We start from the raw sequence: 21,945 nt of genomic DNA, 5'->3' as shown, positions 1-21,945 counted from the left end.
GGATGTGGTGCGTGGGGTCATCCCCACGCTGGTTTCAGTTGTCCAGCGCTTCTTCGGCGGATGGTTTGTCGGCAAGCTGCGCGATCCTGATCTGCGCGAGCAGGGCAAGCTCGTCGTAGACCGTCCATTCGTCGACGATCTTGCCGTCCTTGTAGTGGTAGTGGCTCATCCCCATGACCTGCACACGCTTGCCGGTGGGATCGCCCAGAGAGTCGAGCCCGCCGAAGCCCAGATGATGACCTTCCATGACCCAGCGCACGGCAACCTTGGTGCCGCCTTCATTGCAGGGGGTGGAGCAGATGTGCTGCGGCGCGAACTGGGCATCGGGGAAGGCGCCGACCAGCGCAAGCGCCTGATGGGTGACCGAGGCCACGCCGTAGAGTTCCTTCATCAGCGGGCCGTGCCACATGACTGTGGGGGCATAGATTTCGCGATAGCAGCCGAACATCTTCCTGTTGAACGACTCGTGCAGCCAGGTCAGCGTATGGCGTTCCAGATCGGTGTGCGCGATCGACAGGTCGGCCTTCTCGGCGGGCGGGTACTGTCCCAGCATCAGGCCGGTTTCGCCGATGTCGAGCGTTTTGAACCCCTGGGCCAGCCGGCCCTCGGCGATCTTCGTCGCGTAGGCGTCCACGTCGAGACCGAGCTGCCGAATGATCGCCATCTGGTCGGACACCACCCATTCGCGGTAGATCTTGTTGCGGTGGATCATGCAGTCGGCCACCGTCCGGCTGACGAAGGGACGGCCGTTCGCCGGGCCGTAGTGGCCGTTCTGCGTGTAGCGGCCCGACCCGGTGACGAGGTGCGAGGTGTAGAACCCGTCCTTGTCATTGCCGTTCCAGACGACCTGGGTGGCATTGCCGCGCCGCTCGGGCAGGGAGACGAGCCGCTGGATGGTGTCGCGCACCACGTCCTCGCGGTTGTAGATCGTCATCGTCGGCAGGTAGAGCACGATATTGTGGGTGTAATGGGTGTAGATCAGGCCCACGTCCCGCTCGTCCCAGATCTTGTGGGTGCAGCGGATGATGTAGTCGACGATATCGCTGTAACAGGGATCGAAGCCCTCCATCCCCTGCACGGGCGCGCGGCCCTCAGGGACAAGGTCGGTGAAATCGGCGCGCTCGACATTCATCACGTTGCCATTGTGCGGGCCATCGTCGCGTTTGTCCCGCGTGGTGACGGATTTCGCCGATTTGGCAAGTGTTGCGCTGTCGTCGTGAGAAGCCATGTCGTCCTGTCCATTTCGCGGGATGTCCCGCGTCTTGCATACCTATTCAATCCAAGGTGACGCAGGTGCGGGCGGCAAGCAACAAGAAAATGAATACCTATGCAAAATATTCATCCGGCGGACAGGATAAGCGAACTGACGCTTGCGCAACGGTTGTTGAATACATATGCAAAATCAGGACGTACGCGGGTTTCGAAAGGGATCGGGATGACTGCCAGGGACTTTGCCGAATTGTTGCGCGCCGCCGGGATTGTGCTGTCCGAGCAGGAGGTTCAGGCCGCCTGGCCTTCGGCCCGCAAGTTGCTGGACCTCGCGAATCAGCTTCCCGGGCCGCGCGATGATTGACGCCCCGATCCGCGCGCAGGCCGCTGCCGTGGCTGACGGCACGGTTAAGGCCTCCGACCTTGCACAGGCCACGCGCGACCGCATCGCCGCACGGGACGCCGTGCTGCGCAGCGTCGTGCATCTGGCCGACCCCACGGCGCTGGACGGACCGCTGCATGGTGTGCCTTTCGGGGTGAAGGACATTATCGACGTGGCGGGGCAGCCGACGCGCTGCGGCTCGCACGCGCATGGCGTCACTGGGCCGGAGGCCACCGCCGTCACCCGGCTGCGCGCGGCGGGCATGGTGCCGATGGCGAAGCTCGCGACCTATGAATACGCGCTCACCGGCCCGGCGTGGGACCAGCCGAACCTGCCCGCGCGCAACCCCTGGAACCCGGAGCACATCACCGGCGGGTCGTCGTCCGGCTCTGCGGCGGCGGTGGCGGGGGGCCTGTTCCGCGTGGCGCTGGGGACCGACACCGGCGGCAGCATACGCGCCCCGGCGGCCTATTGCGGTGTCGTCGGCCTGAAGCCGACGCATGGCGTGGTGCCGGACGACGGCTGTTTCCCTCTGTCCCCCAGCCTCGACGTGATCGGCCCGCTGGCCGCCACGGTCGAGGACGCCGCCGTCACGCTGGAGGTCATGGCGCCGGACACCCGCGCCGCGCAGGCGCTGGGTCAGGGGATCGACGGTCTGCACATCGGCTACGCGCGCGACTGGTTCGCCGAGGACCCGGCCTGCGTGCCCGAGGTGCTGCGCGCGATGGACGACACAGCCGCCTTGTTGTCCCGTCTCGGCGCGCGGATCGAGCTGGTGTCATTGCCGGACTATCCCCAGCTCGAGGCCGCCGGGACCGTGATCCTGCAATACGAGGCGTGGCAGGTGCATCGGTCGCGGCTGGCCGAGCACTGGGACCGTTACGGCGTGGACGCCCGGCGCAACCTCGTCACCGGAGCGGTGTTGACCGAAGACCATGTCGCACGGGCGCGCGCCCTGGCCGTGGCATTCAGGGCTGCCGTCGACACGCATCTGGCGCGCCACGCCGCGCTGCTGACGCCGACGACCCTGTCGCCGGCGCCCAGGTTCTCGGATTTCGAGGATGGGCCGGTCTGGACAGCGATGCGCACGTTGCCGTTCAACATGAGCGGGCATCCGGCGATCTCCGTGCCTTGCGGCTTTGCCGACAACGGGCTGCCGCTTGGCGCGCAGTTTGTCAGCGCACACGGCCAGGAGGCGCTGCTTTGCCGGATCGCCGCCGCCTTCGAACGGGGCTGCGCCGCGACCGCCTGCCGGGCCATGCCCGCCGACCCCGTTGTTGTCGGCACATGAGGCGGGGCACGGCGTCGGGTGGGGATTGACGCAAGGGGCGGATGCGGGTTCGCTGACGCGCGAAGGAGATCGCCCATGCCGGAAGAGATCTACGAAGGCGGTTGCCTCTGCGGGGCGCTGCGCATCACGGCGCGCGGACAACCGCTGCGCGTCGGTATCTGCCACTGCCTCGACTGCCGGAAGCACCATGGCGCGCTGTTCTATGCCGCCGCGCAGTACGCCCCCGAACAGGTCGTCGTGACCGGCCCCTCCCACAGCTTCAAGGGGCGTCACTTCTGCCCGACCTGCGGCGGCTCCGTCTTCGCGGAAAGCGATGGTGAGGTGGAGGTGCATCTGGGCGCATTGGACGAACCCGACCGGCTGACACCCGACTACGAGCTCTGGACCGTGCGTCGCGAAGGGTGGTTGCCGCCCTTCGCGGCGATGGCTCACTATGATCGGGATCGAGAGGAGCCGGACGCGGCGACTAATGCCGCGCCCGGCTTCCCGTGACGGATCAGGCCTGAACCTGCATCCGGTCCAGTCGCAGTTGCGCAGCTCGGCGGTGGCCTTCGAGGGTTTCCGAGGCCGCCTGACGTGCGGCCGGGGGCGCCACCTGCTTCACGCCCTCTTCGGTCAGCCACTGGTGGGTCACCGTCTTGATGTAGGTGCCGACCCACAGCCCGCCGGTGTAGCGACCGGCGCCCATGGTCGGCAACGTGTGGTTCGTGCCGGAGCACTTGTCGGAATAGACCACCGACGAGTTCGTCCCGATGAAGAGCGAGCCGTAGTGGCGCAGCCGCTTGCCCAGCCCGTGCGCATCCTCGGTGTGGACCTGCAGATGCTCGGCGGCCACGATGTCGGAGTAGGCAATCATCGCCGCCTCGTTCTCGCAAACGACGATCTCGCCGTAGTCGCGCCACGCCTGGCCCGCGGTTTCGGCGGTCGACAGGGTTTCCAGCTGGGCGTCGACTTCCTTCAGCACCGCATCTGCCAGCGCGGCATCGGTGGTGATCAGGCCGACACGGGTGCGTGTGTCATGCTCGGCCTGCGCCAGAAGGTCGGTGGCCAGCATCTCCGCATCGCCGGTGTGGTCGGCAAGGATGAAGATCTCGGACGGGCCGGCAAGCTGGTCGATGCCCACGGGACCGAAGACCTGGCGCTTGGCCTCGTTGACGAAGGCGTTGCCCGGCCCGACGATCTTGTCCACCGCCGGGACAGTTTCGGTGCCCAGTGCCATGGCGGCGATTGCCTGCGCGCCGCCGATGCGGAAGATCCGGTCGGCGCCGGACAGGTGGCAGCCGGCGATCATCGCCTCATGCGCGTTCGGCGGCAGGCAGGCGATGACCTCTTCACAGCCGGCGACCTTGGCGGGGACGATGGTCATGATCGGCGCCGACAGCAGCGGGTAGCGTCCGCCCGGTACGTAGCAGCCGACGCGCTCCAGCGGGATGTTGCGGTGGCCGAGGTGGACGCCCGGGCGCACCTCGATCTCGATCTCCGACAGCGACCTAAGCTGCGCCTCGGCAAAGGCGCGCACGTTGGCAATGGCGAACTCCGTGTCGGCGCGGGTCTGCGGGTCGAGGTTGGCCAGCGCCTGTTCGCGTTGCTCGGCAGTGACCTCGAAGCTCTCCAGCTCGGCCTTGTCGAAGCGGGCGGAGTAGTCGCGCACGGCGGCGTCGCCCTCTGCTTCGACCCGGGCGAGGATCTCGGCAACCAGCTTCTCGACCGGCGCGTTGTCGGCGACGGCGTCGCGGGCGGGGGATTTGACGAAGGTCAGGCCTTCGGGAAGGGGGAGACGGGGCATGTGTGTCCTCTGGCGTTACAGGTAGGGGCGGTCCGGTAGAGCCGCCTCAGGTTCTGGCATTCTCGAAGGCGGTCCAGGACGCCTCGAAGCTCTGGAAATCGAAGCCGGGGGCGCGGGCGGCCTCCATCACGATGGCTTCCGTCCGCTGCATCTTCGCAATCGCGGCGGGCAGTTCGGCAAGGTGCGTCTCGGGGATGACCAGCGCGCCGTGGCGGTCGGCATGGACCCAGTCGTCGGGCCGGACGGTCAGACCGAAGACTGTCACCGGACCCGCGACCTCGACCACGTGGACGAAGGCGTGGGAGGGCCCGATGTGCCCGGCCACGACCGGGAAGCCCGGGGCCAGGTCGCACAGGTCGCGCATCACGCCGTTGGTCAGCGCGCCGCTGAGGCCAAAGCCCTTGTGCACGGTGGTGTTGAGTTCGCCCCAGTAGGCGCCGACCGGGTGCGGGTCGATGTCCTCGACCACGGCAACGCGCGGGCCCGCGCCGTCCGCCATGTGGCGGTAGTAGTCCATGCGGCGGGCGCGGATCGTCGCGGCGGGTTCGAAGGGGGGCGCGGCGGCGCTGATCCGCGCGGTACGCGCCCGGCCGACCATGACGCCTTTGAGATCGCTGGACAGCGGCGTGCCACGGGTGAAGGCATCGAAGCCGCGTTTGCCGTCGATCACCTCGATGGCGTTGCAGACGGTCGGCGTGTCGACGCTGCGCAGCAGGGCGAGGATGTCGGTCAGGTCAGCCATTGGATCACGGCCTCCGTTGTCGTGTCGGGTTGTTCGAGCGTGGGCAGATGGCCCGCCCCGTCGGTTACGTGATAGGCGGCGTGGGGCATGCAGCGGTGCATCAGGTCGTGCCTGTCGCGCGGACAAAGCCTGTCCTCCGCTCCGGTGAGGATCAGCGCCGGTCCCTTGTAGGCGCGCAGCGTGTCGCACTGGTCGGGCCGGTCGCGCAGGGCGATGCTCTGCCGGGCGAAGACCTCCGGCCCAAGGTCAAGGGCCATGTCGAGGCATGTCCGCTCGATCCCGGCATCGGGCGCGACGAGGTAGCGGGGAATGAAGGTGTCGCGCATCATCGCCGCCAGTTCACCGGCCTGCGCACGGGCGATCTGGGGACCGCGGCCAGCCTGAACCTCCGGCGTCTCGGGCAGAGGGTTGGTGTCCAGCAGGGCCAGCCGTGCGACGCGGTCGGGGGACTGGCGGACGACCTCCATCGCGACGATGCCGCCCATGGAAAGCCCGGCCACAGCGAAGCGGTCGGGCGCGTCGGCCAGCACCCGGGCGGCCATGGCCTGAACCGTGTCGTCGTGCGAGAGATCAGCACACCTTGGCATGTGATGGCTCAGCGCGGCCATCTGCGGCGCAAAGAGCCGGTGGTCACACATCATGCCGGGCAGGAAGAGCAGCGGCAGCGTCATGCGGCGGTCCATCCCCCGTCCACCATCAGCGCGGTGCCGGTCACCAGCCGCGAGGCGTCGGAGGCGAGGTAAAGCGCGGCTCCCATCAGGTCCTCGACCTCGCCCACGCGGTTGAGGGCGATCTTGCTCATCACCCATGCGCGCTTGTCCGGGTCGTTGAAGGTCGGCTCCGTCAGCGGGGTGCGGACAAAGGTCGGGCACAGCGTGTTGATCCGCACGCCCGCTGCGCCCCATTCCAGCGCCATCGCCTTCACCATGCCCTCCAGCGCGTGTTTCGAGGCGCAGTAGACCGCGCGGTCCGGCCCGCCGACATGGCCCATCTGCGAGGAGACGTGGATGATCGACCCTGGTTTGCCCGCCGCGATCAGCGACCGCGCCGCCTGCTGCGACAGGAAATACGCGGCGCGCAGGTTCACCGCCATCACGGCGTCGAAGTCCGCAGCGGTGGTGTTGAGGGCAGGGGTGTGCCGGGCCATGCCTGCCGCGTTGACCACAACGTCGAAGGGCCGGTCGAAGAGGGCCGCTACCTGATCCGTATCGACGATGTCGCAGGCCTGTTTTCGGACCGCCCATCCCTCCGCCTGCATGGCCTTGACCGCTTCGGACAGCGGGGCCGGGCGGCGTGCGACGCATGTCACCTCTGCCCCGGCCTCCGCCAGTGCCACGGCGCACCCCAGCCCGATCCCCGAGGAGGCCCCGGTCACGAGCGCGCGGCGCCCGTCCAGTCGGAAGGAAGGTGTAAGGGGCAGCATCGTCGGGTCCTCGGCAGTCGTGTTGAATACGTTTGCAATATCGGTATCCGCGACGCCGCATTCCTGCAAGCGATTTTTGCATACGATTGCAAAATGAGATGGGACACAGTTGCACTTGTCGGTCTCATGAGCGTGAAGACCGGCGGGCAGGGCCCTTGCCAACAGAGAGGAGAGGCGCCCGGTCGGAGGGACGCACATCAGCGATACGCCAATGTTCGAAGGGCCGAGAGCACTGCCGACGGACCAACTGACAGGCTCCCGACGCATGCCGGGATGATGCGCCGGGGCGACATGTGTCACTTTCCTCGCCAAACCTTGATTGGCGTTTGAGGCAGGCTGTCGTTAGATCGGGTTGGTCCGACAACAACAGCAGGCAATCTCATGCGAAGGCTTCTCTCACTCGGGATGGCGATCTGGATCGGACTCGCCGGCAGCACGGCTGGCGCAGAAACCACCCATCCTGTTGTCGTGGAGTTGTTCACCTCGCAAGGTTGTTCATCCTGTCCTCCCGCCGACGAACTGCTGGCGGAACTCGCCGACCGCGAAGACGTGATCCCCCTTGCCCTGCATGTCGACTACTGGGATTACATCGGCTGGAAGGACGTGTTCGCGACGCCAAAGGCCACCAAGCGCCAGAAGGGTTACGCCCGCGCCAACGGCTGGAAGATGATCTACACGCCGCAGATCATCGTGAACGGGCGCGAGGACGTGGTCGGATCCCGTCCGGGCCAGGTCGCCGCGCTGATCGAGGAGCACCGCTCCGATGTCAGCCACGTCGAACTCTCGCTGGAGCGGATGGGCGACCGTGTGCTGATCCGCGCGACCGGCGACGGAACGGAACGCCCCTGTGACATCCACGTGGTGCGCTACCTGCCGTCCGAAGAGGTCTCGATCGGGCGGGGCGAGAATGCTGGCAAGACGATCACCTACACCCACATCGTGCGCGACTGGGACGTGGCGGCGCGCTGGGACGGGCTAGGCACTTTCGAGGGCGCGGTCCCGGTGCCTGCGGGCACACCTGTCGTGGTCATCCTGCAGGAGCCGAAGAACGGCGCGATCCTCGCGGCCCGTCGCCTGCGCTGAGGCGTGCAGGTCAGTCTGGCGGGGCGGTCTCGGCGGCGCGGTACTTCGCCACGCGCTTGGGTTTCCAGCGGCGATGCGTCCACATCCACTGGCCGGGATCCTCTTCGATGCGCGCCTCCAGCCGGGCCGTTACCTCCGTCATCATGGTCACCGGATCTGTGTGCGGCACCGGCTCCTCGAACACCGCGTCAAAGCCGTATCGGTCCGCGTGCCGGATGCCGAAGTAGGGCAGCAAGAGCGCGTTTGTCCTGAGTGCGATCTCTGCGGGCGACGTAGCGGTGGGCGCGGGCTGGCCGAGGAAGTCGATCAGTTCGCCCGAGGATTCGAAGACGTCGAAAAGCATCGCCGCCATGCCGCCGCCACGCAGGTACTTCATCAGCCCCAGCGTGCCGCGGCGTCCCTGCACGAAGACCTCTCCGCCGACGTCGCGGTAGTTCTGCACGTAGCGCTCGTTCATGTAGGGGTTGGACATAGCCCTGAGGAAACCCGCCGTCTGGTAGCCGCGCGCCAAAAGGGCCGCACGGGGCAGGACGGGGCTGCCGTAATGGCCGCTGATCAGCAGCACCGGGCGACCCGCGGCGCGCGCCTCTTCCAGCGCGGGCAGCCCCGGTCCGGTCAGCGGGTAGCGGCTGCCGCGGGCCAGCATCTCTTTGGGGTCGTAATTCTCGATCAGCGCGCGGGCGAGGTTGTCGATGGCCTGTTCCGCGATCTCGCGCCTGCGCTCGGGCGGGGTGTCCGGCCAGACGAATTCGAGGTTGGCGTCGGCCCGCTTGTACCATCCCAGCGGCGGCGCAAGGCATTTGCGCGTCGTCCACCCGGCGAGGGCCAGCCGCTGGCGGGCGGGGAGCAGCCGGATCGTTCTGATGAACACGCTGAAGGCGATGTCAGCGAGCCGCTCGCTGAACCGGCCTTCGGGCGCTTCCTTTGATGTGTCTTCGCCAGTCGCCAAGGTCTGCCTTCCCGCGTTTGGCGGTGTTTTAGGTCGGGCGCCGGGCAGCGGCAAGGGGGCGGGCGCAACCTGCCGCGCACAGGACGAAGCGGTCCGGACCGGTGCGCCAACCGGCTGGGATATCCCGGAGCGCGGCGGTACAACTGCTCGGGACAAGAGGGAGGCACAGGACAATGAAAAGCGCGATCACCGCGGGCGGCGCGATCTTCGGCAAGTTGAAGGCCCTTGGCATCGACTATGTCTTTGCCAACTCCGGCACGGATTTCCCGCCCGTGATCGAAGGGCTGGTGGAGGCGCGGCGTCAGGGGCTGGATCTGCCAATACCGGTGACGGTGCCGCACGAGCACGCCGCCGTTTCGATGGCGCATGGCGCGTGGCAGGTCACGGGACGCCCGCAGGCGGTGCTCCTGCACACCAATGTCGGGTTGTCGAACGGGGCGACCGGGCTGATCAACGCCTGGTGCGACCAGGTGCCGATGATCGTGATGTCCGGGCGGACGCCGGTCACAGAACACACACGTTTCGGCGCCCGGACAGTGCCCATCGGCTGGGGGCAGGAGATGTTCGATCAGGAAGCGCTGATCCGCGAGACCACAAAGTGGCACTATGAACTGCGCTTCCCCGAGCAGATCTCCGACCTTCTGGACCGCGCCTGGGCGATTGCCAATTCAACGCCTAAGGGGCCGGTTTACCTCAGTCTCCCGCGCGAAGTGCTGTGCGAGCCCTGTCCGCCGGAAGGTCTGGACCGCCCCTCGCGGATTGCGCCCGTCGTCACCGCGCCCGAACCTGCCGCCGTTCAGCGGGCGGCAGAGGCGCTGGTCGGCGCGGAGCGGCCGCTGATCCTCTCCCAGCGCGGCGCCGGCAGCGCAGAGGGGTTCGCGGCCCTTGCGCAGTTGTGCGACGACTTTGCCCTGCCGCTTTCGCACTACTGGTCGAACCAGATCGCAATGCCCATCGCGCATCCCATGCAGGTCGGCAGCGATCCGGCGCCGTGGCTGGCAGAGGCCGACGTCGTGCTGGTGCTCGACGCGCTGGCGCCGTGGTTCCCGGACAAGGTGACCCTGCGCGACGATGTGACGGTGATCCAGGCGGGGCCGGACCCGTTGTTCTCGCGCACGCCGGTGCGGATGTTTCCGGCTGCCATCACCCTGTCCGGACCCGTGGACGGAACGGTTGCGGCGCTCGGGGCGGCGATGCGGGCGCTTCCGCCGGACGCCGCGCGGGTGGAGGCGCGGCGAACCGTTGTGGCACAGGCGTCGGACGCGGCACGCACCGCTGTTCGGGCGCAGGCAGAGGCGGGCCGGGGAGCCCCGATGAGCAAGGAATGGGTGGCGCTCTGCCTCGGCGAGGTGGTGAAGGGCCGCAAGGCCACGGTCTTCCACGAGTTGGGCTGCCCCCTTCAACCGCTGATGCTGGACCAGCCTGACAGCTATTTCCAGGAACCGCATTCCGGCGGGCTGGGTTGGGGGCTGCCTGCCGCCATGGGGGGAAAGCTTGCCGATCCGGAGCGGCTGGTCTTCGCCACGATCGGCGACGGCAGCTACATGTTCGCCAACCCCACGGCCTGTCACCAGGTGGCAGAGGCGCAGGGGATCGCGGTCGTCACCCTGGTCCTGAACAACGAGGAATGGGGCGCGGTCCGGCACTCGGTTGAGGGGCTCTACCCGGAAGGGCACGCGCGGGCGACGAACGAGGTGCCGCTGACCTCCCTCCGGCCCAGCCCCGACTTTGCGCTCACCGCCGCCGCCAGCCGTGCCTGGACGGAGACGGTGACGGATGGGGCCGATCTGCCCGCCGCGCTGGAGCGCGCGGTGGAGGCCGCCGATGCAGGACGGCAGGCGCTGCTGAACATCGCCATTGCGCGGGTGACTTAAGCTCCGGAGAGTCTCCGGGTGGCGGGGGTGACCGACGTGCAAATACCGGGGACCGCGGAACGGGCGCTTGGCTGGTTTCCCTGATGCACGCGATGGGCGGAGGGGCGCCAAGCGTCTCCTCTGAGAAAGAGGGTTGCCGTCCCGAGGGACCTCCGATCCAAGGCGGGCAATCCACCCCCGGCACGCAAAAGGCCCTCTATTCGTCGGCGTCGGGGTCCAGCAACTCGATCTCGCCAACCGAAACCAGGTCGCGGATGGCAGAGACGACCGCCGCCATGGCCTTTTCCCCGACCTTCGGCTTGACGGAGCCCTTGTTGCCGGCCTCTTCGCGCAGGTTTTCCGCCAGGCGTTTGGACATGTTGGACAGCAGGAATTCCGCGGTGCGCCGGTCCTCGTCCGAGGTGGCGGCGGCGAGTGCCACAGCAAGCGTATCGGGAGGCACGTCGCGGGTGATCTTCGGCACGTCGATGGCATTCAGCCGCTCGGGGATGTTGGCGAAGGTGAAGATCGCCTTGCGCACCGCCTCCGCAAACTCGGCGTCTTCCTGTTCGAGCTGCTGGAGCAGTTCCTCGCGCACGGCGCTGTTGGAATAGTTGAGGATCGCGCCGAGCCGTTCGTCGGGACGTTTGACGAAGGCCTTTTCCGGCTCCGCGTCGATCTGGGCAGCAAGCGACAGGCCGATCCGATCGACCGCATCCGGCGTGACCCCGGTGGTCATCGACACCGCGTAGGAGATCCGGCGCGCCTTGTCGCCGGGCAGTTTTGCCAGCACCTGCGCGGCCTTGCCCACGTCGATCTTTGACATCATGACCGCCGCGACCTCGGTGCTTTCGGACAGCACGAGCGCCTCCAGCCGTTCGACGGCAAGATCGTTGATACGGTCCCAGGGATCGCCGGTCTGGCGCACGCCGGCCTCTTTCCTCAGACGGGACGCGGTGCGGGGATTGATCCGCCCGTCCAGCGCTGTCAGCGCACCGGCCATGTCGCCGGGAAACGACAGACCGACCGACTCCAGCTCGTCGGAGAATTCCGTCACCACCTGATTCAGGGTCTCGCGGTCGATGTAGCGCATGTTGCCGAGGAGCATGGTCAGCTCCTCCTGCAGGTCGTCGGGCAGCGAGGCGAGCGGCACATCGCTTTCCTCGTTCAACAGGAATTGCACGATGATCGCCGCCTTCGCCTTCCGGGAGAGGGGCAGTCTGCCACCGCCGAAGGACGGACTCGGCAGGGCGGCGAGCGCATGCATGTTGGTCATTTGCGATCTCCGGGATAGCAGTCCGGATCACTTGCTAGCGGCTCAAGGTTGCTGGCCCGTTAAGGACGGCGTCCGAGGGCACCGGATTCACGCGATCTCTGGAGAGTTCGAGACAAAGCCGCGTGGCTTCCCTCTGATCGCTTAAGACGGCGTTAGGGAGGCCCGGCACACGATGCGGCAAGGACCGGGATTTGATGTTCCGTGGGGCAAAGCGAGAGAGGTTTCAGATGCAACGGATTGCCCGAAAACTGGAGTTCCCCGAACCGCAGGCGGTCGCTACGCCGCGGACCCGTTGCCTTGTCGTGGACGACGATGTGTTCGACCGGGCGATGCTGGGCCGTTGTATCGGCAAGGGCGTGACAGAGGTGGAGGTGCTCGAGGCCGATTCAATCGCGGCGGCGCGCGCCCATCTGGACCGGGTACGGCCGGATATCGTGCTGGTCGATCACCGGTTGCCGGACGGGCAGGGCACGGATTTCGCCCGGGAACTGATGTCGGATGAGGCGTTTGCCGACGTGCTGATCTGCGTTGTCAGCAGCGTCGATCCCAGTCTTCTGGATCCCGCCGTCGCCACCTTGCCGAAAGACGCGCTGAGCCGTGTTGGCCTGACGCGCATGGTTGAGGAGTTCCTGGAGCGGCGGCGCCTTTCACGGGCATCGGCCGACGGCGCGCTCGTCGCGGACTTCGGCGCCCATGTGAGCGACAGCCTCGATGCCGCCGTGGCGCGGATGCTGCGGACGTTGCGCCGGGCCAAGTCGGGTGCGCGCCGGACGATCCCGCGAAGCGCGATGAACGATCTCGATCAACTGGAGCAGATGCTTCTCGCGCTGTCCGACGTGCGGCAGCGAGTGCATTGAAGCGGGTGGACCGTACCGCGCGACGCCAGGGCGAGAGGGAAGAAGCCCCGGCGCCACCGCGAAACGGGCAAGGGGTCAGCCGGTGACGACCTTGCAGCTATGGGTGTCGGCGTCGTAGGCGGAACCTTCGGCGCAGGTCATGGCCTGCTTCTCATGCCACTGGCAGGCAGAGCCCAGCACCGGGACAAGGGTCAGGGCGGCGGCAGTGAGAATCGTGGTGATCTTCATCGGGTCGTCCTCCTGTTGGGATGGACGAAAAGGTAGCACGCAAATGCAACTTCTCAAAACGCCGGTGCAGAGGAGGGCATCTCACCATTCCGTGATGGCGGGTTGGGCTGTTGATATTGGGCAGTCCCAATGCACGCGAAGACCCAGAAGGGGCCAGAGGTTGGCAAACGGGCGGAACGACAAATTCTCGGTCGCGTCCGCTGGCACGTCGCTGGTTCAAAAACGCCCGCCCTTGGCCAGCAAACTGGCCAAGGGCCCATGGCACGTCAGTAGGTGTAGATCGTGCCGGTGGTGATCGTGTCGCGGAGGGAGGCCTCGGCCCATGTGCCGCGCCCGCCGCGGGCGATGATCTCGTCGTACTGGCGCTTGGCACCGACCCAGTCACCTTCCAGCACGAGGCCTTGGCCCATGTAGCTGCGGGCGAGGAGGTTGTCGGGGTTCTGTGCCAGCGCGGCATCGTACCAGCGCTTCGCACCGTCCATGTCGCCCGACATCCGCGCGATGAAGCCGCGGTAGGTCAGCACGCCGTCCGCCTGCTGGTCATCCATGGCGTCCAGAACCATCAGCGCGTCGGCGAACTTGCCCTCGTAGGCATAGCCGCGCACCGCATCCAGCCGCATCATGTCGTCGACGTGTCCGCTTTGGGGTTTGACGCACTTGTCCGACATCACGTCGTAGACGTAGCCGGCCTTGCAGGCGGATTTTGGCGGCGTGGAACTGTCGGTGCCTGCGGCGAAGGCGGCGACGGGCAGCAGGCTTGTCAGAAGGGCGAGGCAGCGCATGGCGTTTGTCCCTGTCGATTGCATCCTGCAACAGAGATTAGCATGCGCCTGCCGCTTTTCGAGTGGGGAATAGACGGGAGTATGGAATACCCCCGGCTTTCAATGTCCGCGGCGTTTCGGTGAAACCGCGCGCCCGGTCAGGGCGTGAATGGCGCCTCAGTCCTCGTGGAAGACCCGGGCAAAGATCGTGTCGACGTGCTTCGTGTGGTAGGCGAGGTCGAACTTCTCGTTGATCTCGTACTCGGACAGCGCGGCGCGCACCTCGGTGTCGCCCAGCAGTTCCTCGCGAAAGTCGGTGCGGTTGTCCCAGACCTTCATCGCGTTGCGCTGGACGAGGCGATAGGCGTCCTCACGGCTGACACCGGCCTGGGTGAGCGCCAGAAGCACACGCTGCGACATGACCAGCCCGGGAAACTTGTTCATGTTGTCGAGCATGTTCTGCGGGTAGACCAGCAGCTTGTCGATGACGCCGGTCAGACGGTGCAGGGCAAAGTCCAGCGTGATCGTGGTGTCGGGGCCGATGTTGCGCTCCACCGAGGAGTGGGAGATGTCCCGCTCGTGCCAGAGGGCGACATTTTCCATTGCCGGTATCACGGCCATGCGGACAAGCCGCGCGAGGCCGGTGAGGTTCTCGGTCAGGACCGGGTTCTTCTTGTGCGGCATCGCCGAAGAACCCTTCTGCCCCATCGAGAAGAACTCCGCGGCTTCCAGCACCTCGGTGCGCTGCATGTGGCGGATCTCGATGGCGATGTTCTCGATCGAGGAGGCGATGACGCCGAGCGTCGCGAAGAAGGCGGCATGACGGTCGCGCGGGATCACCTGGGTCGAGATCGGCTCCGGCACGAGGCCCATCTTCTCGCAGACGTGTTCCTCGACAGCCGGATCGATGTTGGCGAAGGTGCCGACCGCGCCGGAAATCGCGCCCGTGGCGATCTCGGCCCGCGCATCGCGCATCCGGCTGAGGTTGCGGTCCATCTCGGCGTAGAAGCGGGCGAAGGTCAGGCCCATTGTGGTGGGCTCGGCGTGGATGCCGTGGCTGCGGCCGATGCGGACGGTGTCCTTGTGCTCGTAGGCGCGTTTCTTCAGCGCGGCGAGCAGCGCCTTGAGGTCAGCGATCAGGATGTCGGAGGCGCGGACGAGCTGCACGTTGAAGCAGGTGTCGAGCACGTCGGAAGAGGTCATCCCCTGGTGGACGAAGCGCGCCTCGTCAGAGCCCACGTGCTCGGCCAGGTGGGTGAGGAAGGCGATGACGTCGTGCTTGGTCTCGCGCTCGATCTCGTCGATGCGGTCGATGTCGAACTCGACGTCCTTGGCCTTCCAGACGGCCTCGGCGTTTTCGCGGGGGATGACGCCCAGATCCGCCATGGCGTCGCAGGCGTGGGCCTCGATCTCGTACCAGATGCGGAACTTGGTTTCGGGCGACCAGATGGCGACCATGTCGGGGCGGGAATAACGGGGAATCATCTGGGCCTCCTGCGGATGTCGGACGCAGGCGGTTTAGGGGCGGCGGGCGCAGGTCTCAAGAGGGTGTGGGGACTTGCGACGAATGGCGGCGGGGCGGGGCCGTGCATGCGCGGGGGCGGCGTGCGAAACGGCGACAGGTCTGGCGGTCCGTGCTAGACAGGAAAACCAAGGCGGATGGAGGCGTCCATGGCAGTGAATTTGGCGGATTTCATCGGGTGCTGGCGGGTGGAACGCGAGATCGCCCACGGCGACGGTTCGCGCGGGCGGTTCACCGGGACTGCGGAATGGGTGCCGGGCGAGGAGGGTGCGGATTACGTGGAGCGCGGCGTGCTGGAAGTCGGCGGCGGCGCGTTCCAGGCGGAGCGAAGCTACCGCTGGGGGCCGGGGCTGGACGTCTATTTCGAGGACGGCCGGTTCTTTCACGCGGTGCCGCCGGAGGGCGGGGAGGCCGCGCATTGGTGCGATCCGGACCAGTACGATGTCACCTACGATTTCACCCGGTGGCCGGAGTGGACGGCGCGCTGGCAGGTCCGGGGGCCTCGCAAGGACTACGTGATGACAAGCCGCTATGCCCCGCTGGCCGGGTAAGGGCATGTTTTGCCGGGGTTTTCCCGCTACGCCGTCCGAGACCTTTGGCTGTATACCGTCGTATCCATGTAACGTGTTGAAATGCTTGCGGAAATGGCTTTACATTGATGCTGCGGCGCGGCATCAACGTGACCGACCCTTGGAGACCTGACATGCCGCCGATCACCGATCACCCGCTGCGGTACAAGCTTGCCAACGAGCTTCACGCGCGGCCGTTTCCGTCGCTGACGACGCCGTGCCGGGCGGTCTACCTCGCGGTGAAACAACCCAAGGACGCGGCGTCCCGGGACCGCGACGAGGACTTTGCCCACCTGATCGACCTTCTGGACCGTCACGGCACCGCGCACCCGTCGCCGGGGGCCACGCATTTCAGCGCGCGGATCGGTCAGAACACGGTGAAGTGGGAGCAGCACACGGAGTTCGTTACTTACACGGTCTTCCTGCCGGGGCTGGGGGAACGGCCCTTCGACCCGGCGGATTTCGCGGTTTTCCCGCAGGGCTGGCTGGACAAGGCGCCGGGCGTCCGCGTGACCTCCGCCATGATCCGGGTGGAGCGGCGGATGGACGATGAGGACATCCGCGCCCGGCTTGAAGACTGGCTGGTGCCCGAGAGCATTGCCGTCAGCGAAGTCATCGACCGGGAGGCGGTTATCGCCGGGGATTTCCGCATCGACTCCGCCGGCCACCAGCGGTTTGCCGTCTTCACCAAGCCGTCGGTCGGCCAGCGGCGCGCCGGGCGCATCGTGCAGCGGCTGTGCGAGATCGAGACCTACAAGAGCATGTCCATGCTGGGCTTCACCAGGATGAAGGAGGTCTCGCCGCGCATGGGCGAGATCGACCGCGAGCTGACGCGCCTGATGCAGGTGATGACGGAAAGCGAGGGGCACGAGGAGGCTACGTTGAAGACCCTGCTGGCGTCCTCCGCGGAGCTCGAGAAGATCTCGGCACAGGTGTCCTTCCGGCTGGGTGCGACTGAGGCCTACGAGGCCATCGTCGGCCAGCGGATCGCGGTCCTGCGGGAAGAGCGGTTCCAGGGGCGGCAGACCTTCTCGGAGTTCATGATGCGCCGGTACGATCCTGCCATGCGCACGGTGAAATCCTCTGCCCGGCGGCTGGAGAGCATGACGGCCCGTGCCACCCGCGCGGCGGACCTGCTGCGCACGCGGGTCGAGGTCGGTCGCTCGGCGCAGAACCAGCGGCTCCTGGAGAGCATGGACCGGCGGGCGGAGCTGCAATTGCGGCTGCAGCACACGGTCGAAGGGTTGTCGGTGGTGGCGATCAGCTACTACGCGGTGTCGCTGGTGTCCTATCTGTTGTACCCGGTGGCCGAGGCTTTGGGTCTCTCAAAGGGCACGATGACGGCGGCAGCGGTGGTGCCGGTGGTGCTGGTGGTCTGGCTGATGATCCGGCGCATCCGTCATCACGTTGAACGGGCGGGCCCGGACCTCTGATTTGGCTGCCCTGCGGCGGTGATCATGCGGCCTGCGCCTGCGCGCAGACAGGAAAAGCCCGGGCTGTGCCCGGGCCGCAGGAGGCGCTGCCCCCGCCTTCGGCTCCCCCGAGGTAATTATGCCAAGATGAAGGCCAGGGTCACTCTGCCGGTGCCATGGCGTGGGCGCCGCGGGGGGCGGTCTTGAGAACCGCGTTGGTGAGAAGCCCGCCCGCGGCGATGCTGCCAATGGCGAGCAGTGCGGCGAAGGAGAGAGTAGGGACGCCTGAGAGGCCCGCGCCCACCGTGCAGCCGCCCGCGAGAACCCCGCCGAAACCCATCAGCATGGCGCCGGTCAGGTAGCGGCCGGTTTCGCGGGGCGTGGAGAAGCTTTGCCACTGCAGGCGCCCTGCGGCCGCGGCGGAGAGGAAGCTGCCACAAAGCACGCCGAGGACGAGGCCCACGCCGAACCCTGCCGGGACCGCCGTGGAAGCGATGACCCAGAAGAGCGTCTCGGACCAGGTGGAGGTGAAGGCGAGGCTCTGCATTACCACCGGGTCGAAATCGTCGTAAAGGATGAAGCCGGTGCCCGCCCAGGCGGCGGGGACGAGGAGGCCCAGCAGGGCCGCACCGATGAGCGACAGCGGGCTCGCCTTGGAGCGGGCCACGATCAGCAGGGCCAGGATGGCGAGGACGGCGGTCCAGAGCCATGCGCCGCCGGGCAGGCTGGCGAGGCCGGTCGTGGCGCCGAGGTCGACGGTCACGCTGCCGAGCGTGGTGCGGATCGGGGAAGCGATGCCCTTCAGCAGGGAATGGGCGGTGACCGCGAAGATCGCCAGAACGGTCAGCGCGCGCAGGTTGCCGGTGGCGCTGAGCACCGTCAGGCGGGAGACGCAGCCTCGTGTCAGGACCATGCCCGCGCCGAAGGCCAGACCGCCCACAAGCACGGCCAGCCACGGCAGGTCAGAGGCCATGAAGCGGTGATCGTCGAAGGTGATCAGGCCTGCCGCCACGGCGGCCTGCGTGCCGATCAGCGCGGTGGCCAGCGCCATGAACCAGACGCCGGACGCGGCGCGGCGGTCTTCACCGACAAGCGCGCGGCGGAAACAGAACTTCGTACGTTCGGCGAGCACGCCGAACAGGAGACCGAGGCCCACGGCCAGGTAGACCGCCGCCTGCGGCGCGGTGAGGTTTTCGAAGCCGAGAGATTCGTACATGGGGGCCTCCATCAGGAACAGCGTTCCATCTGGGGCAAAAGGTCCGGGCAATCAACACTTCATACTATGTGGCGCGGTTGGAAAGCGGGGATGGCTTCCCGATTCAGGCGGGATTGATGAAATCGTGGTCTCTTGTGGACCGGCGGGACCGGAGCGGCTTTTCCCAGGGACGGGATGGCGCTGCCGGGCGTTCTTATTTTTCAAGGGAGGCCGGAAATGCAAAAGGAGCGCCCCGCAGGGCACTCCTTCACCTTGTATGCGTAGCGCATGGAGACAGCCGGTCAGGCTCAGTCCATGGCCTTGAAGTTGAACTCGCCGCCTTCCTTGATGCCGGAGAACCAGCGCGCGGTGACGGTCTTGGTCTTCGTGTAGAAGCGGAAGGCATCGGGGCCGTACTGGTTCAGGTCGCCGAAGGCCGATTTCTTCCAGCCGCCGAAGGTGTGGTAGGAGAGCGGCACCGGGATCGGGAAGTTGATGCCGACCATGCCCACGTTCACCCGGTGCGCGAAGTCGCGTGCGGTGTCGCCGTCGGCGGTGTAGATCGCCGTACCGTTGCCGTAGGGGTTGTCGATCACAAGGTTCAGTGCATCCTCATAGCTCTCGGCGCGGACGGTCGACAGGACGGGGCCGAAGATCTCTTCCTTGTAGATGTCCATGTCCGGGGTGACGTTGTCGAACAGCGACGGGCCGCAGAAGAAGCCGTTCTCGTAGCCCTGCAGCTCGAAGCCGCGGCCATCGATCACCAGCTTGGCGCCCTGGTCCACGCCGGAGGAGATGAGCCCCTCGATGCGGGTCTTGGCCTGCGCGGTGATCACCGGGCCGTAGTCCACGTCGGCGTCGGAGGTGTAGGGGCCGACCTTCAGTTTCTCGACGCGGGGGACGAGGGCGTCGATCAGCTTGTCGGCAGTTTCCTGGCCCACCGGAACGGCGACGGAGATCGCCATGCAGCGCTCGCCCGCGGCACCGTAGCCCGCGCCCACCAGGGCGTCCGCCGCCTTGTCGATGTCGGCGTCCGGCATGATGATCATGTGGTTCTTGGCGCCGCCGAAGCACTGGGCGCGCTTGCCGTTGGAGGCAGCCCGGCCATAGATGTATTGCGCGATGGGCGTGGAGCCGACGAAGCCCACGGCGGCGATGTCCTCGTTGTCGAGGATTGCGTCGACCACCTGCTTGTCGCCGTTCACCACCTGCAGGACACCGTCGGGCAGGCCCGCTTCCTTGATCAGTTCGGCAAGCCGCAGGGCGGTGGAGGGCACACGCTCGGACGGCTTGAGGATCATTGCGTTGCCGCAGGCCAGGGCCGGGGCCATCTTCCACAGCGGGATCATGGCGGGGAAGTTGAACGGCGTGATGCCGGCCACGACACCCAGCGGCTGGCGCATGGAGTAGAGGTCGATGCCCGGGCCGCCGTCATCGGTGAATTCGCCCTTCAGCATGTTGGGCGCGCCCATGCAGACCTCGACCACCTCGAGACCGCGCTGCACGTCGCCGCGGGCATCGGGCAGGGTCTTGCCGTGTTCTTTCGAGACCAGTTCGGCCAGTTCGTCCATGTGCTCGTTGATGAGTTGGCCGAACTTCATCATCACGCGGGCGCGGCGCTGCGGGTTGGTGGCGCCCCAGGCTTTCTGCGCTTCCACGGCCTTGGCCACGGCATCGTTCAGCTCTTCCACGGTGGACAGCGGTGTCTTCGCCTGCACTTCGCCGGTGGCGGGGTTGTAGACGTCCGAGGTGCGGCCCGACGTCGATTTGACGTGCTGGCCGTTGATCCAGTTGGTGAGTTCGGTCATGGCAGTCCTCCAGAGTTCGTTCTTGCGCGGACCCTACTCTTGCAATTTTGCGCAAGGAAGGGGCAGTTTGACAAATAGGTCTTGCAGGAGTGCAAAATGGACTGGGACGATCTGCGCGTTTTCCTTGCCGTGGCCCGGGGGGAAAGCCTGTCGGCGGCGGGGCGGGTGCTGCGCATGGACCCCGCGACGGTTGGGCGCCGGGTGGCACGGCTCGAGCAGGGACTGGGCGCGCCACTCTTCGCGAAATCGCCACAGGGTTACGCGCTGACTGAGGCCGGGGCGCGGCTGGTCGACCATGCGGAATCGGCGGAACAGGCGGCGCTGCTGGCGGCGGAGGCGGTCAAGGGCCGGTCGGAGGGGCTGTCGGGGCAGGTGCGGATCGGGGCGCCGGATGGCTGCGCCAATTACCTCCTGCCGCAGGTCTGCGCGGCGATTGCCGATCAAAACCCGGAGCTGGAGGTGCAGATCGTCGCCCTGCCGCGCGTGGTCAACCTGTCTCGCCGCGAGGCCGACATGGCCATTGCCGTCTCTCCGCCGACGGCGGGGCGGCTCGTCGTGCAGAAGATTGCCGATTATCGGCTGCATCTTGCGGCAAGCGACGCCTATCTTGCGTCAAACGCCCCCATAGGGACGCTTGACGACCTGCGCGGCCACCGGATCGTCGGCTACATTCCCGACATGATCTTCGACAAGGAACTGGATTACCTCGCCGACCTGGGCATGAACCGGGTGGAGCTGGCGTCGAACTCCGTTGCTGTGCAGTTCCAGTGGATAAAGGGGGGCGCCGGGCTGGGCATCGTGCACGACTTTGCCCTGCCGCAGGCCGAAGGTGTCAAACGCCTGCTGACGGACGAGATGGAGCTGATACGGTCCTTCTACCTTGTTCGTCACGCTGACGACCGGCGCCTTGAACGGATGAACCGCTTTGCCGAGGCGCTGGTTGCCGGGATGCGTGCCGAACTGGCCCGGCTGGAGGTGCAGGCCGGTCTGTAAATACGCCTTATGTCGGTGCCCGCGCCGGGGTTTCCGCCAAATGGCTGACTTGACAGGTTGTCGCACCTCGGTGACGCTGGGTGAAAGTCATCGCAGACGAGGAGCATCGCCATGCAGGTCCAGCAGATTCTGAAGAGCAAGGGCATCGACAGCGTGTATACGGTCAAACCGGGCACGAAGGTCGCCGATGCAGCCAAGATCCTTGCAGAAAAACGGATCGGGACGGTGGTGATTTCTTCGGATGGCGTGGTGGCAGAGGGCATCCTGTCGGAGCGCGACATCGTGCGGGTGCTGGCCTCGAACGGGGCGGGCTGCCTGTCGGACGCGGTCGACGATTACATGACGAAGAAACTGGTGACCTGCGCACGCGGCGACAACGCCGACGCGATCCTTTCCAAGATGACGGAGGGTCGGTTCCGCCACATGCCCGTGGTGGAGGACGGCAAGATGGTCGGGCTCATCACGCTGGGCGACGTGGTCAAGGCGAAGCTGAGCGAACTGGCGATGGAGAAGACGGCCCTCGAAGGCATGATCATGGGGCACTGACCCCGCGGCGCGGCCCTCCGCACGCCAGTTCCATCCCCGGCCGCAGAGGCGTACGCTTGA

22 protein-coding genes are annotated in these 21,945 nt (G+C 66.7%); 10 read left to right on the top strand and 12 right to left on the bottom strand.

What is annotated here, in order from left to right:
* Window positions 1-34 precede the first annotated feature (34 nt).
* Window positions 35-1,228, bottom strand: coding sequence for an ester cyclase (locus QNI11_RS13015; RefSeq protein ID WP_283980455.1), 1,194 nt, complete (start codon window positions 1,226-1,228; stop codon window positions 35-37).
* A 99-nt stretch (window positions 1,229-1,327) separates the two neighbouring features.
* On the opposite strand from QNI11_RS13015, the gene QNI11_RS13010 reads away from it, so the two are divergent.
* The 3 genes from QNI11_RS13010 to QNI11_RS13000 all read left to right on the top strand — a co-directional run bounded on the left by QNI11_RS13010 (window position 1,328) and on the right by QNI11_RS13000 (window position 3,374).
* On the top strand, window positions 1,328-1,573 hold the full coding sequence (locus QNI11_RS13010; protein ID WP_283980454.1) for a hypothetical protein: 246 nt from the start codon (window positions 1,328-1,330) through the stop codon (window positions 1,571-1,573).
* On the top strand, window positions 1,566-2,882 hold the full coding sequence (locus tag QNI11_RS13005; RefSeq protein WP_283980453.1) for an amidase: 1,317 nt from the start codon (window positions 1,566-1,568) through the stop codon (window positions 2,880-2,882). The genes QNI11_RS13010 and QNI11_RS13005 overlap by 8 nt, the downstream gene beginning before the upstream one ends.
* Window positions 2,883-2,957: 75 nt before the next feature.
* Window positions 2,958-3,374 carry a GFA family protein gene (locus QNI11_RS13000; RefSeq protein ID WP_283980452.1) on the top strand — a complete coding sequence of 139 codons (417 nt, stop codon included), beginning with the start codon at window positions 2,958-2,960 and terminating at the stop codon, window positions 3,372-3,374.
* Between the two features lie 4 nt (window positions 3,375-3,378).
* Here QNI11_RS13000 and hisD read toward each other — a convergent pair whose 3' ends face one another.
* Genes hisD through QNI11_RS12980 form a run of 4 tightly spaced genes read right to left on the bottom strand, consistent with a single transcriptional unit; the run spans window position 3,379 to window position 6,833 of the window.
* Window positions 3,379-4,668, bottom strand: a complete 1,290-nt coding sequence (hisD, locus tag QNI11_RS12995; protein WP_283980451.1) for a histidinol dehydrogenase — start codon at window positions 4,666-4,668, stop codon at window positions 3,379-3,381.
* A 46-nt stretch (window positions 4,669-4,714) separates the two neighbouring features.
* On the bottom strand, window positions 4,715-5,410 hold the full coding sequence (locus tag QNI11_RS12990) for an RraA family protein (RefSeq protein ID WP_283980450.1): 696 nt from the start codon (window positions 5,408-5,410) through the stop codon (window positions 4,715-4,717).
* A complete protein-coding gene (locus QNI11_RS12985; RefSeq protein ID WP_283980449.1) occupies window positions 5,398-6,081 on the bottom strand; it encodes an alpha/beta fold hydrolase in 684 nt (227 codons plus the stop codon). Before QNI11_RS12985 ends, QNI11_RS12990 begins: the two co-directional genes overlap by 13 nt.
* Window positions 6,078-6,833: an SDR family NAD(P)-dependent oxidoreductase gene (locus QNI11_RS12980; RefSeq protein WP_283980448.1), complete on the bottom strand. Its 756-nt coding sequence runs from the start codon at window positions 6,831-6,833 to the stop codon at window positions 6,078-6,080. The genes QNI11_RS12985 and QNI11_RS12980 overlap by 4 nt, the downstream gene beginning before the upstream one ends.
* 381 nt (window positions 6,834-7,214) lie before the next feature.
* On the opposite strand from QNI11_RS12980, the gene QNI11_RS12975 reads away from it, so the two are divergent.
* Window positions 7,215-7,916, top strand: a complete 702-nt coding sequence (locus tag QNI11_RS12975) for a thioredoxin family protein (protein WP_254698207.1) — start codon at window positions 7,215-7,217, stop codon at window positions 7,914-7,916.
* Between the two features lie 10 nt (window positions 7,917-7,926).
* On the opposite strand, the gene QNI11_RS12970 is transcribed toward QNI11_RS12975, so the two are convergent.
* A complete protein-coding gene (locus QNI11_RS12970) occupies window positions 7,927-8,865 on the bottom strand; it encodes a lysophospholipid acyltransferase family protein (RefSeq protein ID WP_283980447.1) in 939 nt (312 codons plus the stop codon).
* 173 nt (window positions 8,866-9,038) lie between these two features.
* Between QNI11_RS12970 and QNI11_RS12965 the strand changes: the two genes are divergently transcribed.
* Window positions 9,039-10,739: a thiamine pyrophosphate-requiring protein gene (locus tag QNI11_RS12965; protein WP_283980446.1), complete on the top strand. Its 1,701-nt coding sequence runs from the start codon at window positions 9,039-9,041 to the stop codon at window positions 10,737-10,739.
* Window positions 10,740-10,935: 196 nt separating this feature from the next.
* Here QNI11_RS12965 and QNI11_RS12960 read toward each other — a convergent pair whose 3' ends face one another.
* Window positions 10,936-11,994 (bottom strand): FliG C-terminal domain-containing protein, encoded by a 1,059-nt coding sequence (locus QNI11_RS12960; protein ID WP_100930159.1) that lies wholly within the window; start codon window positions 11,992-11,994, stop codon window positions 10,936-10,938.
* 302 nt (window positions 11,995-12,296) lie between these two features.
* On the opposite strand from QNI11_RS12960, the gene QNI11_RS12955 reads away from it, so the two are divergent.
* A complete protein-coding gene (locus tag QNI11_RS12955) occupies window positions 12,297-12,851 on the top strand; it encodes a response regulator (protein ID WP_283980445.1) in 555 nt (184 codons plus the stop codon).
* 75 nt (window positions 12,852-12,926) lie between these two features.
* On the opposite strand, the gene QNI11_RS12950 is transcribed toward QNI11_RS12955, so the two are convergent.
* From QNI11_RS12950 to purB, 3 genes are all read right to left on the bottom strand, one after another.
* Window positions 12,927-13,079, bottom strand: coding sequence for an adenylosuccinate lyase (locus QNI11_RS12950; protein WP_100930161.1), 153 nt, complete (start codon window positions 13,077-13,079; stop codon window positions 12,927-12,929).
* A gap of 266 nt (window positions 13,080-13,345) precedes the next feature.
* Window positions 13,346-13,861 carry a hypothetical protein gene (locus tag QNI11_RS12945; protein ID WP_283980444.1) on the bottom strand — a complete coding sequence of 172 codons (516 nt, stop codon included), beginning with the start codon at window positions 13,859-13,861 and terminating at the stop codon, window positions 13,346-13,348.
* Between the two features lie 156 nt (window positions 13,862-14,017).
* Window positions 14,018-15,325 carry an adenylosuccinate lyase gene (purB, locus tag QNI11_RS12940; protein WP_283980443.1) on the bottom strand — a complete coding sequence of 436 codons (1,308 nt, stop codon included), beginning with the start codon at window positions 15,323-15,325 and terminating at the stop codon, window positions 14,018-14,020.
* A gap of 186 nt (window positions 15,326-15,511) precedes the next feature.
* Between purB and QNI11_RS12935 the strand changes: the two genes are divergently transcribed.
* Entirely contained in the window at window positions 15,512-15,913 is a 402-nt protein-coding gene (locus tag QNI11_RS12935) for a DUF6314 family protein (RefSeq protein WP_283980442.1), read from the top strand.
* 152 nt (window positions 15,914-16,065) lie between these two features.
* Window positions 16,066-17,364 carry a DUF3422 family protein gene (locus tag QNI11_RS12930; RefSeq protein WP_283980441.1) on the top strand — a complete coding sequence of 433 codons (1,299 nt, stop codon included), beginning with the start codon at window positions 16,066-16,068 and terminating at the stop codon, window positions 17,362-17,364.
* Window positions 17,365-17,503: 139 nt separating this feature from the next.
* On the opposite strand, the gene QNI11_RS12925 is transcribed toward QNI11_RS12930, so the two are convergent.
* Entirely contained in the window at window positions 17,504-18,559 is a 1,056-nt protein-coding gene (locus tag QNI11_RS12925) for a YeeE/YedE family protein (RefSeq protein ID WP_283980440.1), read from the bottom strand.
* 287 nt (window positions 18,560-18,846) lie between these two features.
* Complete coding sequence (locus QNI11_RS12920; protein ID WP_100930166.1) at window positions 18,847-20,346, bottom strand: CoA-acylating methylmalonate-semialdehyde dehydrogenase; 1,500 nt, start codon at window positions 20,344-20,346, stop codon at window positions 18,847-18,849.
* A gap of 96 nt (window positions 20,347-20,442) precedes the next feature.
* Between QNI11_RS12920 and QNI11_RS12915 the strand changes: the two genes are divergently transcribed.
* Window positions 20,443-21,339: a LysR family transcriptional regulator gene (locus QNI11_RS12915; protein WP_283980439.1), complete on the top strand. Its 897-nt coding sequence runs from the start codon at window positions 20,443-20,445 to the stop codon at window positions 21,337-21,339.
* A gap of 111 nt (window positions 21,340-21,450) precedes the next feature.
* Window positions 21,451-21,885, top strand: a complete 435-nt coding sequence (locus tag QNI11_RS12910; protein ID WP_283980438.1) for a CBS domain-containing protein — start codon at window positions 21,451-21,453, stop codon at window positions 21,883-21,885.
* The last annotated feature ends 60 nt before the right edge of the window (window positions 21,886-21,945 follow it).

This window comes from Sagittula sp. MA-2 (genome assembly GCF_030126985.1).
GTDB lineage: Bacteria > Pseudomonadota > Alphaproteobacteria > Rhodobacterales > Rhodobacteraceae > Sagittula.
This window is presented reverse-complemented; position numbering and strand designations above follow the sequence as displayed.

Bases quoted from the DNA above. Each gene is read 5' to 3' on its own strand.
- QNI11_RS13015 (WP_283980455.1), bottom strand. From the start codon at position 1,228: ATGGCTTCTCACGACGACAGCGCAACACTTGCCAAATCGGCGAAATCC.
- QNI11_RS13010 (WP_283980454.1), top strand. From the start codon at position 1,328: ATGCAAAATATTCATCCGGCGGACAGGATAAGCGAACTGACGCTTGCG.
- QNI11_RS13005 (WP_283980453.1), top strand. From the start codon at position 1,566: ATGATTGACGCCCCGATCCGCGCGCAGGCCGCTGCCGTGGCTGACGGC.
- QNI11_RS13000 (WP_283980452.1), top strand. From the start codon at position 2,958: ATGCCGGAAGAGATCTACGAAGGCGGTTGCCTCTGCGGGGCGCTGCGC.
- hisD (WP_283980451.1), bottom strand. From the start codon at position 4,668: ATGCCCCGTCTCCCCCTTCCCGAAGGCCTGACCTTCGTCAAATCCCCC.
- QNI11_RS12990 (WP_283980450.1), bottom strand. From the start codon at position 5,410: ATGGCTGACCTGACCGACATCCTCGCCCTGCTGCGCAGCGTCGACACG.
- QNI11_RS12985 (WP_283980449.1), bottom strand. From the start codon at position 6,081: ATGACGCTGCCGCTGCTCTTCCTGCCCGGCATGATGTGTGACCACCGG.
- QNI11_RS12980 (WP_283980448.1), bottom strand. From the start codon at position 6,833: ATGCTGCCCCTTACACCTTCCTTCCGACTGGACGGGCGCCGCGCGCTC.
- QNI11_RS12975 (WP_254698207.1), top strand. From the start codon at position 7,215: ATGCGAAGGCTTCTCTCACTCGGGATGGCGATCTGGATCGGACTCGCC.
- QNI11_RS12965 (WP_283980446.1), top strand. From the start codon at position 9,039: ATGAAAAGCGCGATCACCGCGGGCGGCGCGATCTTCGGCAAGTTGAAG.
- QNI11_RS12960 (WP_100930159.1), bottom strand. From the start codon at position 11,994: ATGACCAACATGCATGCGCTCGCCGCCCTGCCGAGTCCGTCCTTCGGC.
- QNI11_RS12950 (WP_100930161.1), bottom strand. From the start codon at position 13,079: ATGAAGATCACCACGATTCTCACTGCCGCCGCCCTGACCCTTGTCCCG.
- QNI11_RS12945 (WP_283980444.1), bottom strand. From the start codon at position 13,861: ATGCGCTGCCTCGCCCTTCTGACAAGCCTGCTGCCCGTCGCCGCCTTC.
- purB (WP_283980443.1), bottom strand. From the start codon at position 15,325: ATGATTCCCCGTTATTCCCGCCCCGACATGGTCGCCATCTGGTCGCCC.
- QNI11_RS12935 (WP_283980442.1), top strand. From the start codon at position 15,512: ATGGCAGTGAATTTGGCGGATTTCATCGGGTGCTGGCGGGTGGAACGC.
- QNI11_RS12930 (WP_283980441.1), top strand. From the start codon at position 16,066: ATGCCGCCGATCACCGATCACCCGCTGCGGTACAAGCTTGCCAACGAG.
- QNI11_RS12925 (WP_283980440.1), bottom strand. From the start codon at position 18,559: ATGTACGAATCTCTCGGCTTCGAAAACCTCACCGCGCCGCAGGCGGCG.
- QNI11_RS12920 (WP_100930166.1), bottom strand. From the start codon at position 20,346: ATGACCGAACTCACCAACTGGATCAACGGCCAGCACGTCAAATCGACG.
- QNI11_RS12915 (WP_283980439.1), top strand. From the start codon at position 20,443: ATGGACTGGGACGATCTGCGCGTTTTCCTTGCCGTGGCCCGGGGGGAA.
- QNI11_RS12910 (WP_283980438.1), top strand. From the start codon at position 21,451: ATGCAGGTCCAGCAGATTCTGAAGAGCAAGGGCATCGACAGCGTGTAT.